Below are 13,693 nucleotides of genomic sequence, written 5' to 3' on the forward strand. Positions count from 1 at the left end.
GAGACCAACATCGTCCACGTGACTACGGGCTATCCCGTGAGGAAGTGCTACGTCGAAGGCATCAACGCGCGCCTGCGGGACTAAGTGCTCACCGGGGAGATCTTCTACACACTCAAGGGGGCGCAGATCGTGATCGGAAGCTGGATACGTCACTACGACACCGTACGCCCGCTCGCCTCACTAGGCTCCCGGCCGCCGGCACCAGAAGTGTTCCTGCCAGCCTTCACCGCTTGGCCGGCTGCGCTCGCCCGACCAGCTCCGCCGGCCAAGCTACCCGTAGTGGAGCGGCCTACCGCGCACTAACTTTAACCTTGGACCACCCTGTGGGGGCCGATCAACTGGGCACTCGCTCTGCTCGAAACGAACGTGGATGCCGTCGTCCGCCCACAGGCACCATCCGTGGATGCCCATGCAGGACGGCACGCCGGTCGCTGCCCGGTCCCATCGACGCCTGATCGCTACCGCAACGCAGATCGCATCGAGGCCAGGGCGAGCGGATCGGGGATGAGTCCTGCTGCAGCCTGCGCGGCGGGGCGCCGCTCGCGTTCCGGCCAGGCGGATGCGACGCCGGCGAAGACGTAGAACAACAGGCTCTGGTCGACCGTGGGCCCGGCGACGATGCTCCCGGTCAGCAGGGACAGGCAGGCGATCCGAGACGCTGCGCGCACGTCGCTCGGAAAGCTCCGAGACTCGCCCCGGCGGACGCCGAACACCGTCGCGATGAACAACAGGTAGAAGATCGCGCCCGGAACGCCGACATTCGAAAGCACCGCCAGCGGAAAGCTGGAGGTCCGGTTCGTCCCGAGGCCGACCCCGAGACCCCACGAATCGAAGAAGTTCCGAAGGGCGAGCGCATTCCAGTACGAGCGCTGGACGCCCGACTCGGTCTGCGCCTTGCTTAAAATCAGCGTGTCGACATATTCGTAGATCCTCTCCGCGACGCCCTCGGTGACCAGCGCCAGCAGCACGATCAGGCAGAGGAGCAGCGGCCCGAGGACGACCGTCGCGGCGCTGAAGCGATCCTGCGGGCGCATGCTGCACCGCAGCAGCGCCGTGACGTAGAGGAGCCCCAGCACGACCACCGAGCCGACCAGCCCGGTCGACGAGGTCGAGATCACCACGAACAGCAGCGAGAGCAGCGCCAGGGGCCCGGTGATGAGCGGCTTGCGTCCGCAGAGCCACAGCATGCCGGTGAAGCCGAGCGCCCCCAGCGTCATGCTGGCGAAAGCCGAGGCTTCCGGCCAGGAGCCGATGATCCGCCGCATCGTGCCGACCGTTTCCTCATCGTGGAACGTGTATTGGGCGTTCCGGATGAATTGCAGCGCCTCCTGGGTGCCGGTCGCGCTCGTAACCAAGTCGAGGATGCCGAAGGCGATATTGGTGGCCGCATAGGCGATCAAGGCGGTGGCGAGCGTTTCGAGGCCCCTTCGCGTCGATCCAATGGTCGTGATCATGAGGAAGCAGACGAGGTCGCCGATCAGATAGATCGGCTGAGTCAGGTTGCTGGAGACTGGTCCCAGCGGCACGGCGCCGTCAGTGGTACTCAGATGCTCCGACGTGCCGAGCGGGATAATATAAGTCGCATCGGCGAACAGCCGCGGCATGACATAGCTGCTCAGCACACCGTACAGGACAAGGCAGAGAAGCCAGAAGCCGGGCTCGGTGATCTTGAGTGCCTCCAACATCGCGATGGATGTTTTCCGCCAGAACAGCGTCGAGATGGCTAGGAAGACCAGAAACAGGTGTGCCGGCTGAATGTTGGCGCCGCCGAGCAGCAGCGCGGCGGCGGACCCGAGCGTGCAGAACACGACAAACGCCACGACCGTCGAGCGGGTGCCGAACAGCAGACAGAACAGCCCGACGACGATCGTGATGGCGCCGATCGGCTCGAAGCTCATGATCCGCTTGCCTCGAGGTAAGATCGATTCAGCCGAGGGCTGCAGATTGCCGCGAACGATCCCGGATCCATTTCAACCGCGCCCTACCGATCCGCACTTTCCGCAGCCCGGCGCACGGCATCTGCGGAGGCCGGCCCGGCGCGGCTAACGTTGCCGCCCTCGGACGGCCGGCGCGGCGCGGAGACTTGTGGCACGGAGACTTGCGGTGAAGGAATTTGCGGCGCAGGACCTTGCGGCGTTTCGCCGGACTTGCCGTTCTGGTTCCGGACGAGGATGACCCGGACGACATCGCCGGGCTCGACCTGGGCATCCTCCTGCGCGAGCCAGGTGTTGGACCGGTCGCCGACCCTGCGGGTGACTTCATAGCGCGGGGTCAGCATCTCGGCGCCGTCCTCGCCGCTGCCGAGCGCCTGCGACTCGGCATCCGCCGAGAGCCGTCCTGCGGTCAGCGTCTTCTCGTCGTTCTGCGCGAGCTTGAGGCGCGTATCCGCCGCGTCAGCCAGGGCGTCGCGGCGGAACCGGGATCGGAGCTCGATGATGTCGCGCTCGGCCCGGGTCAGGCTCTGCTGGGCGCGCAGCATCGCGACCTGAACGTCCAGTCGATTACTCTCGAACGCGGCCTGGCTTTGCTCGGCGGCCAGTTTCCGCGGCGTGATCGTGAGCCCCTTGGCGACGAGGTCATTGACGAGGTTCAATTCGCCCCGGCTCAGTTCGATCTGGCGATCGAGCGACTTGGACTTGTTCTCAAGGGCGCTGATCTCCGCGCGGAAGCTGGTCATCGATTGCTCGATCGCAGCGATCTCCGCCTTGACCGAGTTGCGCCGCGTCTCGAACAGGAGCTGCTCGCCGCGCATGGCCTGATCGGCCCGCGCCTTGTCGAGGGCTCCCTTCAGATCCTCGCCGAAGGTAACGGCATCTGCGCTGGCGATCTCCGCGTCGAGCCGCGCCTGCTTGGCCGCCAGCGCGATCCGCTCCGTGACGAGCGTCCGCAACTCGCCGCGGGTCGTCACCATCTCCTTCCGGATCGCCCGCGGATCCGACCCGCGCAGGAGCCCCTCCGCGGTGCTGACAGCCTGGAGAACGGTCAAGCCTGGCTGATACTCGAATTTGCCAGGCTGCTGCACAGCACCGGTGATGTAATAGGGCCGGTATTTGGCGACTTCGACCGAGGCCGCCGGCGTTTCCGCGAGATCGGCCGCCTGCTTCAACGAGGTTCCGATCGCCTCGGCCAGATCGGTCGGTGTCCCGCCGGCCGCCTTGATCTGGCCGATCAGAGGCAGCGACACTGTGCCGTCCGCCGCCACGGAGAATTCGCCGTTGAGGGCGGTCCACGAATACGCTTCGCCGGTATTGCGCCGCAGATCGTAGACGCGAATGGTCAACCGATCCTGGGGGCCAAGCAGGTATCGACCCGGGGTTTCGGCAGCCGGTGCTGCGAGAACGCTGGCAACCACGAACGCGCACGATGCAGCAATCTGCCGCCAAGACATTCAAATCTCCCGAACCGAAACCGAACTCCGGCAAAATACTTAGGCTCCATCCCGCTATTCGAGCACGGAGCCGCCATGCGTCGCTGGATGTTACTTTATACGATATCAGCCCGCACTCAACCCGCGCCGCAGTTTACGCAACTATCAGACCGTCGAAACACGTTAAAAACTCGTCGTCATGACAAGAAAACAACTCCCGAGCATCGGGGGCTGGCGACGGTAGATCTCTGTCGGGCGCCCGTCATGATCGCCATGCGTGCCGCGACGTTATTGTCGCAGGGAGTGCAATCGAAAGCCGCATATGTGCATCGACGCCGCATAGACCACCGCACCACATAATATCATTGCAGAAAGTTGTGCGAGCGCCCCGATCTCAACGCGCTGCAACGCCTCCTGCAGGGTGAACACGGCGACCGCCATCGCGATGCAGGACAGGCTGACCTGCCAGAGATTGCGCATCTGCACTGCGATACCGATTCCGAGCACACGGCGCGCATAAACGGCGCTGACGAGCAGAAGGGCGACGGCGGCCAGGACACGCGCATACAGCATCAGCAGCAGACCGCCCTCGTAAAATGCCGCCGTCATCAACGGGATCTTCGATGCAACCTCGAATATGTTGATCTGCACCAACAAATTTGGCCTATCGATGGCAAGGCACAGTGAATATACTGGCTGGTAATAGGCCGTGAACATGATCGCCAGGGATAGCCAACGCAGATATACAGCTGCGGAACTCCATTGGCTGCCGAGAATGACAGTGATGATCTGATCCGACGTCAGCGCGATCCCGATTCCCGCCGGCAAGGCGATGAACATCGTCAGGCGTGCCGCCTTCAGGAACGAAAGACCCAGACGCCTCCGGTCGTCGGCCATCGTGGCGAAGGCGGCCATGACTGGGCGCATGGCCGGACCGATCAGGCTTTCGGTCGGCATGACCGAGAAATCGCTGGCCAGGCTGTACCGGCCCAGAACCGCCTTTTCGACGTTGTACCCGAGGAAGATGCGGTCGTATTGCCAGCTGAACGCGGTCAGGATCTGCGCCGAGGTGAACCAGCCCGTGAACGCCGAGAAGGCGCGCAGCTTTTCGAGCGAGAGCTTCGGCCTGTACGGAGCCAGCACGTAGGACAAGATCGTGGGTATCCAGATCGAGACGACGGGGTTGATCACGAGCGCCCAATAACCGCCTCCGGCATACAGCGTCGCCACGGAGATCAGGGCCGCGATGATCTTTCCGGAAAATGCCGTGACGAACGAGACGCGGAAATTGAGATCACGGAAGAAGTGCACCATCGCGGGGCTGGCGAGGCTCCGCGCGATCGGCCCCAGCGCGAGGACGAGGATGAGCGCAATGAGCCGCGAATCGTCGTAGATGTGCGCGACCGGCCAGGCGGCGAGCATCATCAGAATCGCGATCACCCCGCCACGCAGCAAGCCCAGGGTGAAAGCGGTGTCGAGATGCGATTTCTCGATGCGCGGCAGGCGCATCAGGGCCTGCACCAGAGGCACTTCGAGAACCATCTCGACGATCGAGATCAGCGACACCGCGATGGCCGTGAGGCCGAAATCGGCCGGTGTCAGAAGTCGCGCGAGGACGAGCAGCGTTACGAGGTCGATCACGCGCGATGAGGTACGCGCCGCGACACTCCAGACGGCGCCGCGCAGGGTCTTGACGGTAAGCATGAACGGATCCTGCGGGAAACGACATTCAGCGGGATCGCGACCGACCCGAAGCGTGACGTCTTTATCCGTGAGATAGAACCCGGATAAGGGCAATACGGCGATGATGAGCGCTGTCCAGCCTATTAACCGGACACACAGCGTGACCCAGGCTGAATAACGCCGTGGAGCAAAAGCGCCGGTCCCGCCGCGTCACGCTGCGGAACGCTTGGCCCTGCGTCCGACCGCACGGCCGTAGACCGCGATGGTCTCATTCGCCACGCGCTCGATCCGCAGGTTGTCGATATCGCTCTGGCTCTTGGCACGCCACGCCTGCAACTGGCTGGGATCGGTCACCAGCATCCGGAGCGCGTCCGCGATCTTGTCCGGGGCCCTCGGCGGCACGAGGATCCCCGATACGCCCTGGCCCAGAAGCTCCGGAATCCCATCGACCCGCGTGGCAATCACCGCACACCCCGCCTCCCGCGCCTCTGAGAGCACGAGGGGCGCCGGATCGGCATGGGAGGGAAGCACGAAGATGTCGGCGCCCAGCATCCACGGATAGGGATCGTCCTGCGGGCCGGTGAAGGAAATCGCGGCGGCGGACGCCATCTCCCGGGCCATCTGGGCATAGGTATGCAGCGTCGGCCCGTCACCGACCACATAGAGCCGCACGGCCGGGTGCTGCGCGTGGACCGCGTCGAATGCCTGGAGCAGATCGGGCAAGCCCTTGCGGGGATGGAGGCCGCCCACGAACACGATTGCAGGGTGATCGAGCGCTTTCGGGACCTCAGAGCGGCCGGTCATCCTGGCGGAGCCGATGGTCCCGTTCAGCACGACGTCGATGCGCGCGGCCGAAATGCCGCGCTTCTGCATGGATTTGGCCACGGCGGCACTCACCGCGATGACGCGGTTGCCCAGCCCCATCAAGATCGCCCCCTTCTCGAACTCGTTGTGCACCGTCGTGACCAGCGCAACGCGGGTCAGCTTGCAGGCCGGCCAAGCGAGAACCGCGCTCGTCATCATATGGGCATGGACGACGTCCGGCCTCCAGCGCCTCAGCAACGTGGTGAGCCCGACCATGGATTTCAGAACCGGACCAGGGCGGCGCTCGTGATCGACGACGAAGGTCTCGATGCCATTCCTCTGAAGAAGGGCGTCGAAATCGCCGCCTTGGCTCGCCATCGCGACCGTGTGGCCAAGCTCGACCTGGGCGCAGGCCAGATCGATCGCCGCATGAACATGCCCGTTCATCCGCCGGGTATGATTGAGAAGATGCAGGATTCGCACGTTACACCAACGCTCGCTTCGCCTGACAACGGCCCAACATTACATCCGAAAGATCGTAACATTAGACGCTTATGCGAAGCACGACCCTAATCAATCCCGAAGGTTGATACAAATCATCCCGGGTCATTTAACTACGTATCGCGTGCATTTTCCCTGGATAAAAGAGATACCGGGCGAACCTCAAGCGCATCCGCTTCTATTGCGAGGCATTGGCGGCACGCAGAAATTGTCGCGCCGACCGTCCCCCGACCGAGAACCGAAACGCGAGAAGCGCTTGTGCCTGGCGCAGGGGTGCGAGGAACACCACCACGAAGAACAGCGTGTTCGCGACCTTCCACTTCCATGGGCGCGGCTCCGTCAGGATGGCCCGGAGCAATTGCAGGAAGGCGCGCGCCCCGTATCGGGAGCCGCGGACGAGCGCGGCGGAAAATTCCATCAACCGAAAATAGTAGGTCTGCTCGGGTTCGATCAAAGCCGCCCCGGGCCGCAGGCGCCCCACTAGCTTGCGCAGATGCGCCAACCGCAATTGAAAACGCCGCAGATCGCGCTCGAAGGTCACGGCCTGCGGGGCACGCCCCAGTCCCGAATCGTTCCGCCCGTGGACCCGGTACAAGCCGAGGCTCTCGGAAATACTGACGACATCCCCCATAAACGGCGCGATGAGCAGGATGACCCCATCGACCGCATTGTCGTACTCACATTGATGCAAGATCTCACAGACATCCCGCCGGAACACATTTCCCGAGGTCGGCGGCGTCTGGTAGACGCCCGAGCGCAGGATCTCGTCGGTGACCCTGTCCTGGCTGCGGAAAGCTTCGAGCGCCGGGTAGCGCTCGGCGATGACCTGCCCGGTCGCATCGACGCAAGTCAGGCAGAACTGGACCTTTGCGACGCCGGGGTCGAGGGCCTGGAGGATCCGGTCGAGTGCGCCGGGCCGCAACTCGTCATCGGCATCGAGGAACAGGACGAACGGCGCGCGGGTCTGACCGAGACCGTACAGGCACGCCGACCGCTGTCCGCTATTGGTGATCCGGTAGGCGCGAACACCCGTCTGCTGGATGACGTCCCAGGACCGGTCGGTGGATCCGTCGTCGATCACCACGAGTTCGCAATCGGCCGCATTCTGGCCGACGACGCTCCGGATCGCCTGGCCTACGTAAGTTTCATAATTGAAACACGTGATGACGACGGCGATCCTCGGCTCCCTCTCCACGACTAACGCCTACTCCGTCTCGCGCTCCCACAGACTAGGCTCGCTCGGGCCTGCCTTACGCTGTGCGGCTTCGACGCCCATATTCCGAGCGGAAGCCGGCCTGCGAAAGGAATCGCGCCACCCCAAGACCCCGGAGACGCGACCGTGCGCAAAACGCCCGGGTACGGCTCTCAAGCCGCGATGTACATCCATCGCCCGGTAAAATCCACTCGTGCGGATAGCCGATACAACGAATGAATTGATAAATTCACACCTTTATCTCTGATAACGGCAGGCTTCAATTTTTCGTGTCAGCTGATTCTAAGCTCACGGTTGTGCATGACTGTGCACACGCAACCAATTCAATACGCCAACCCTCATGGGCTTGCCGGATGATCGGGGCTGGGATCGCGGCAGCCCGAGTTCGTGACGATTCCCCGGCGTCAGGAGGCTTTCGTCTCGGGCTGGCGCCGCAGGTGCGCTTCGGCGTTCTGCGTCGAAACGCGAGCCGTCGGCTGATAGTCGAACCCACCCTGTCGTCCGAACGACTCGACCCCGAAACTGCGCAGTCGCGTCAGCGCCACCGCGACCCGTTCCTGCGCATTGTTGACGTAGATCGGATAGGCATTCGGAACGAAACGAGCGCCCTCGAGCCGCAGGTCACCGTCGAACAGGTGGTTGTGCGCGACATGCGACCGGAAATCCCGCTCCGCGATCTCCAGGCTGTCCCCGGCCTGAGATGCGATGACCTCCACGCCGAAATATTCGCGCCCATCGGACTTGCCGTAAAAATCGGAATACATTGTCAGGCGCTTCCAGAACCCGTTATGCGAGAAGTTGTACAGAACCGAGCAGTCAAACCCTTTCTTGCCGACGAAGCTGAAAAACAAGCTGATCAGCGTCACGGACGAGAGATTGTCATCGACATCCAGCCCGCAGATATCGAGCGCCCGATTGATCGGAATCGTCGACACAAGCCGCCCGGCGGTCATCGTCCGTCCCGCAGCGTCGAGGTGAAACGTCGACCCGACTTTTCGGATCTTCGAGACCTCGCAACCGAGCCGGAAGACCGTGCCCCGTCTGCCCAGTTTCTCGGCTGCGACCGCGTATAGATCGTCGTAGCCTGATCGCGGCCGGGCGAGTTGGCGGTTGGTCGGCGCAGCCGATTTATGCGGACGCAGGTGCCGAAGCATCGCTCTGGGGGAAGAATGCTCCTTGATCCAGAGCATCCGCTTCTCGGCAAAATCTAGGTCGACCTTCTCGGCGGCGATGCCGAAGAAGCGCGTCATGTAACTTTCCAGCCCCGACCGTTTCAGCAGATAGTCGCCGATCCAGTAACGCGCGAAATCGCGCGCATTCCCGATCTTGGACCGGAATATCCGCGCATACAGGACGGAAAGCCCGATCCTGGTGCAGCCCCACAAGCCGGAGCGCAAGATGTCGTCCTTGATCGACAGGGGATAGCCTGCAACGGCGCCCTGCGGCGTCAGCTTCCCCCAGGTCGGATCGATGGGAACGTAGAGGGGCAGCATCTCCGGAAAATGCGCCAGCAACGGCGAATCATCCTGAAATATAAAACTTCCGATATCGAACGTGTAGGGGCCAATAGCACAATCGATATGATTGCCGCCATATTTATCGAATTCCTCGATGACGATAACGCGCCGATACCCCTGATCATGGAGTACCGCGGCTGATACGAGGCCGCTGATACCGGCACCGAGAACGACAGCATCGAAATTTTCAGTTGATGCCGGGGGCTCGATCGTTAAGGCTGCCTGCTCAACCATGTCTCGTCTCAACCCGCCGATCGGAACAACAATTCTTCATCACAAGAAAAGCGAGAACGTCAGCACGATCCCGCGCAGAACAACGCCGACGTTGAATTTTCTATTTGTCCCATCGCCGATATTTTCCATTACAAATCGTGATTCGTGGGACACTCGTATCGCATCCGAGCCAGGTCGGTAAATCTGTGCGCCTAAGCGGAGATGATTTTATTTCCGCGCACGGATACATGCCCTGCGAGGGAGGGGCCGCGCATACCGCATCCGCGCGCGCTATCCGTTTCCGGCGCTGCGAGCGGACGCGATCTCGGCCTATCCGTGCGGAGGAACCGACGCCGAGCGCGTCGGTATCTCGCAATCTCTTGCGATGGGAACAGCCGAACGTGGATCTGGCTCCGGCGGCACAGCGCGGACTGGCGCCGAGGCGCTGCGCAGCAGCCTCGCAGGGGGCTTTCGGGGAACGCCGAGACTGCCGGGGAACGCCTGCACGTGCCGCTGGCGCGGGCGCCTCAGGTCAAGAATGGGGAGGACCTGTCAAACGAGCCGGAGCAAATCCGGACACGACGAAACCGCAAGAGGCACGAAAGCCGTGCCCCGTGCTGTCGCATCCGGGCACGGCTCGGATGGGCCATGGTGCCCTGCCCCTGCGCGCAGCCGCTCACGACAACGGCGCGCCCAGATCAGCGGCCGTAGATATCCTCGACCCGGATGATGTCGTCCTCGCCGGTATAGGAGCCGACCTGGACCTCGATCAGCTCCAGCGGGATCTTGCCCGGGTTATTCAGCCGGTGCATCGACCCGATCGGCAGGTACACCGCCTCGTTCTCGTGAACCAGCACGACCCGGTCGTCGACCGTCACCTCGGCGGTACCGCGCACCACCACCCAATGCTCGGCACGGTGATAGTGCTTCTGCAGCGACAGGCGCCCCCCCGGCACCACCTGAATCCGCTTCACCTGGAAGCGCTCGCCGATGTCGATCCGCTGGTACCAGCCCCACGGCCGGTACATCCGCAGATGCGCGTCCGCCTCCGGCTCGCCGGACGCCCGCAGGGCGTTGACCAACTGCTTGACCTCGCCCGAGCGCGCTTTCGAGGCCACCAGCACCGCGTCGGGCGTGGACACCACGACCACGTCCTCTAACCCGACCACCGCGGTCAGGCCGTCGCCCTGGCTGTGGACCAGGCTGTTCTTCGTCCCGATCAAAGAGACCCGGCCCCGGACCGCGTTGCCCTCGGCATCGTGGTCCAGCACCTGCCAGACCGCGTCCCAGGTCCCGACATCCGACCACGGGAACGACACCGGCAGCACACCCGCCCGGGCGGTCCGCTCCATCACCGCGTAGTCGATCGAGATTTTTGGCGCCCTGGCGAAGGCTTCACCATCCAGGCGCACGAAGTCGAGGTCGGTCACCGCGGCCTCGTAGGCGGCGCGGGCGGCGGCGAGGACGTCCGGCACGAAGGCTTCGAGCTCGGCCAGCATCAGGTCGGCCCGGAACAGGAAGTAGCCCGAGTTCCACAGCGCGCCATCCGTGATCAGCACCTCGGCGCCGGCGCGATCCGGCTTCTCGACGAACTTCTCCACCCGGGCGGCGCCGGGGGCCTCGGGGATCGGGGCGCCGCGGCGGATGTAGCCGTAATCCGAGGCCGGGCGGGTCGGCTCGATGCCGAGCGTCATCGTGTAGCCGGCGCGGGCGCCGATCGCGGCGGCCTTCACGGCATCCACGAAGGCCTGGGTGTCGGGCAGGACGTGGTCGGCGGCCATGATCAGCACCACCGCCTGCGGGTCGGTGGCGGCGGCGTGCAGCGCGGCCACCGCAACGGCGGCGGCGCTGTCGCGGCCTTGCGGCTCGAGCAGGATGTCGGCGGTGAGCCCGAGCTGGCCGCATTGCTCGGCGACGATGAACCGGGCTTCCGCGGAGGCGATCACGGTCGGCTTGGCGAACACGGCCAGGTCCGCGACCCGCTCCAGGCTCGCCTGGAAGGTCGAGCGCTGCGCATCGACCAGCCGGGCGAACTGTTTGGGCATGCTCTCGCGCGAGGCCGGCCACAGGCGCGTACCGGTGCCCCCGCACAGGATGATGGGATAGACCGTATCGATAGGCTCAGGCATCACAATCAATCTTTCGTACGAAAGTCTTTTCGACTTCAAAACAATTCAAACCGCGCAAGCTCAATTCAACAGATCCAGCTGTCCTCCGGCCATCGCGGGGCGGTGACCGTAATCCTCGCGCTCGAGGACACCGTCGATGAACTGCGTCATCGCGCCGGTGAAGCGCTCGACGCTGAACTCGGCGGCCCGGCCGATCAGGTCGCCGGGCTTCGGCGCGATCGCCTTGCACCGCGCGATGGCGTCGATCAGCGCGTCCACCGACTGCTCGTGGAAGAACGTCCCGGTCATCCCTTCCTGCACCGTCTCGGTCGCGCCGCCCTTACCGTAGGCGATCACCGGCCGTCCGCTCGCCATAGCCTCCACGGGCACGATCCCGAAATCCTCCTCGCCGGGGAAGATCAGGGCCTGACAGCGGGCATAATGATGTTTTAGCACCGAGAAGGGCTGGGGACCGAGCATCTTGACATGCGGCCCGGCCAGGCTGCGCAGTTCGCGCAGCATCTCCCCGCCCCCGATCACCACCAGGGGCTTCTCCAGGCGGTTGAACGCCTCGATGGCCAGTTCCGGCCGCTTGTAGCGGACCAACTCGCCGACCATCAGGTGATAGGCGCCGATCTCATGCTCCGGCACGGCGCCGAACGCATCGGTATCGACCGGGGGATAGATGACGGTGGCGCGGCGCCGATAATAGGTCTCGATCCGCCGCGCGACGGTCGCGGAATTCGCCACGAATTCGTGGACGCGGCTCGCCGAGATCGCGTCCCAGTTCCGGATGTAATGCGCCGCCGGCGGCATCAGGAGCCGGTTCAGGAGCCCCGTCCGCTCACGATAATCGTGGAACATGTTCCAGACATAGCGCATCGGGGAATGGCAATAACAGATGTGGGTGGAGTTCGAGGGCGGGATGATTCCCTTCGCCGGGCCGGACTCGCTGCTGATCACGAGATCGTACCCGCGCAGGTCGAGCTGCTCGAGGGCCATCGGCATGAGCGGAAGATAGGATTTGTAGCGCGTCGCCGAGAACGGAAGCCGGCCGATGAACGAGGTCTGGATGCGATGGGCTTTGATGACAGGCGATATGGAGTCTGGCGAATAGGCGTGGGTAAAAATGTCGGCCTGCGGGTACATCTTGCAGAGCGCTTCAACAACCTTCTCACCGCCGCGCATGCCGACAAGCCAATAATGAACGATTGCAACTCTCATTCAGCCAGCCTCTGCCAGGATTCATATCTTGTGGCCTGTATTAGCACGATTTAGCGCCGTTCAGATCCGATTGCGCGTACCGAGTTTATCCTCCCAGCCCAGCGCCAGGTCGGCAACTTCACAGACCACCCGCTTGACGCCTGCGGGCACGGCCCAATCGAAGCCGGTGGAGCGGTCGTCGCGCGCCACGATCTCCTCGTGACCCGCGTCCAGCAGCGTAAGAAGCATGGGGCGGCCGATACACCCGGAAGCGCCCGTCACCAGAACCGCCATCACAGCGTCTCCCTTTCCCTGTGAGCCGACCGATGTGATCGCCTCGGCCGCCCATAGCGCGTCACGTCATAGCAGCCGTCCGTCTTCGCCGCTCACCCGAAACCAGCCCTGCGGGATGCCGGCGCGCCTGCTGGACGCCGCACGCAGCGGAGATTTCGCAGACGCAGACCGGACGCATCTCCCATCGGCCGCCTGCGTAGTTTCCACCCCTGCGACCGATCGGTCACCCCTGTCGGCCCCTGAACAGCGCCGCAAGCTGATCGCGAACGAGGCCTGAGGTCTTCGATAGAGTGCAGCGGCAAACGTGACGGTGGATATCGATCTTGCGTGCACCGCACCAAAGAAAAAGCCGCCGATACATAGCCTCTGCCTATACCGACACTATACCGCCGCCGTCCAAAACCGAGCTCCCGACAGCATCGCCTCGTCTCCACCGGCATCTCGGCAGGACCCAATACACGCAGCTACATTACATAGCCGCGTAAATTGAACTCAACTTAGACTGTTAATGTCCATATAGCCCAGCTTGTGGACGGGTCAATAATTCGCTAGATAGAGGCTATTAACAAGCTGTTAACTATCTCCTCGTCATCACCCCCTCAGGAAGCGAGCCCATGTTGCGCGAGGCCGGCCCACCCACTTCCCACCTCGCTTCTGCGCCGCACCATAGGGTTGAGATGTCTGATGTGGCTGAGCAGCTTGCGGGTCAGGTGAGCGAGGCGGCTGAGGCGGTGGCGGAGGCGGTTTTGCCGGAGACGCCGTTCGTGGCGCGGGGTCTGCGGCTGGACTG

At 63.5% G+C, this 13,693-nt stretch carries 9 protein-coding genes and 1 pseudogene; 1 reads left to right on the forward strand and 9 read right to left on the reverse strand.

The window, feature by feature from the left end; all coding sequences use genetic code 11:
• Window positions 1-303 (forward strand): annotated as a pseudogene (locus MKL09_RS02370) (integrase core domain-containing protein); the annotation flags it as partial.
• Between the two features lie 155 nt (window positions 304-458).
• Here MKL09_RS02370 and MKL09_RS02375 read toward each other — a convergent pair.
• The 9 genes from MKL09_RS02375 to MKL09_RS02415 all read right to left on the reverse strand — a co-directional run bounded on the left by MKL09_RS02375 (window position 459) and on the right by MKL09_RS02415 (window position 12,903).
• Complete coding sequence (locus MKL09_RS02375) at window positions 459-1,898, reverse strand: hypothetical protein (RefSeq protein ID WP_244017608.1); 1,440 nt, start codon at window positions 1,896-1,898, stop codon at window positions 459-461.
• A gap of 83 nt (window positions 1,899-1,981) precedes the next feature.
• Entirely contained in the window at window positions 1,982-3,388 is a 1,407-nt protein-coding gene (locus tag MKL09_RS02380) for a polysaccharide biosynthesis/export family protein (protein WP_279605643.1), read from the reverse strand.
• Between the two features lie 267 nt (window positions 3,389-3,655).
• Window positions 3,656-5,071, reverse strand: a complete 1,416-nt coding sequence (locus tag MKL09_RS02385) for a lipopolysaccharide biosynthesis protein (RefSeq protein WP_244017612.1) — start codon at window positions 5,069-5,071, stop codon at window positions 3,656-3,658.
• 189 nt (window positions 5,072-5,260) lie between these two features.
• Window positions 5,261-6,337 carry a glycosyltransferase family 4 protein gene (locus tag MKL09_RS02390; protein ID WP_244017614.1) on the reverse strand — a complete coding sequence of 359 codons (1,077 nt, stop codon included), beginning with the start codon at window positions 6,335-6,337 and terminating at the stop codon, window positions 5,261-5,263.
• 196 nt (window positions 6,338-6,533) lie between these two features.
• On the reverse strand, window positions 6,534-7,550 hold the full coding sequence (locus MKL09_RS02395; protein WP_244017616.1) for a glycosyltransferase family 2 protein: 1,017 nt from the start codon (window positions 7,548-7,550) through the stop codon (window positions 6,534-6,536).
• A 422-nt stretch (window positions 7,551-7,972) separates the two neighbouring features.
• The gene (locus MKL09_RS02400; protein WP_244017618.1) at window positions 7,973-9,319 is read right to left on the reverse strand and encodes an NAD(P)-binding protein; all 1,347 of its coding nucleotides are present in this window, start codon (window positions 9,317-9,319) and stop codon (window positions 7,973-7,975) included.
• Window positions 9,320-9,996: 677 nt separating this feature from the next.
• Entirely contained in the window at window positions 9,997-11,427 is a 1,431-nt protein-coding gene (locus MKL09_RS02405) for a mannose-1-phosphate guanylyltransferase/mannose-6-phosphate isomerase (RefSeq protein ID WP_244017620.1), read from the reverse strand.
• A 60-nt stretch (window positions 11,428-11,487) separates the two neighbouring features.
• On the reverse strand, window positions 11,488-12,630 hold the full coding sequence (locus MKL09_RS02410; protein ID WP_244017622.1) for a glycosyltransferase: 1,143 nt from the start codon (window positions 12,628-12,630) through the stop codon (window positions 11,488-11,490).
• 60 nt (window positions 12,631-12,690) lie between these two features.
• Window positions 12,691-12,903: an NAD-dependent epimerase/dehydratase family protein gene (locus MKL09_RS02415; protein ID WP_244017623.1), complete on the reverse strand. Its 213-nt coding sequence runs from the start codon at window positions 12,901-12,903 to the stop codon at window positions 12,691-12,693.
• Between the last annotated feature and the right edge of the window lie 790 nt (window positions 12,904-13,693).

It is taken from the genome of Methylobacterium sp. J-048, assembly GCF_022829515.1.
Classification (GTDB): domain Bacteria; phylum Pseudomonadota; class Alphaproteobacteria; order Rhizobiales; family Beijerinckiaceae; genus Methylobacterium.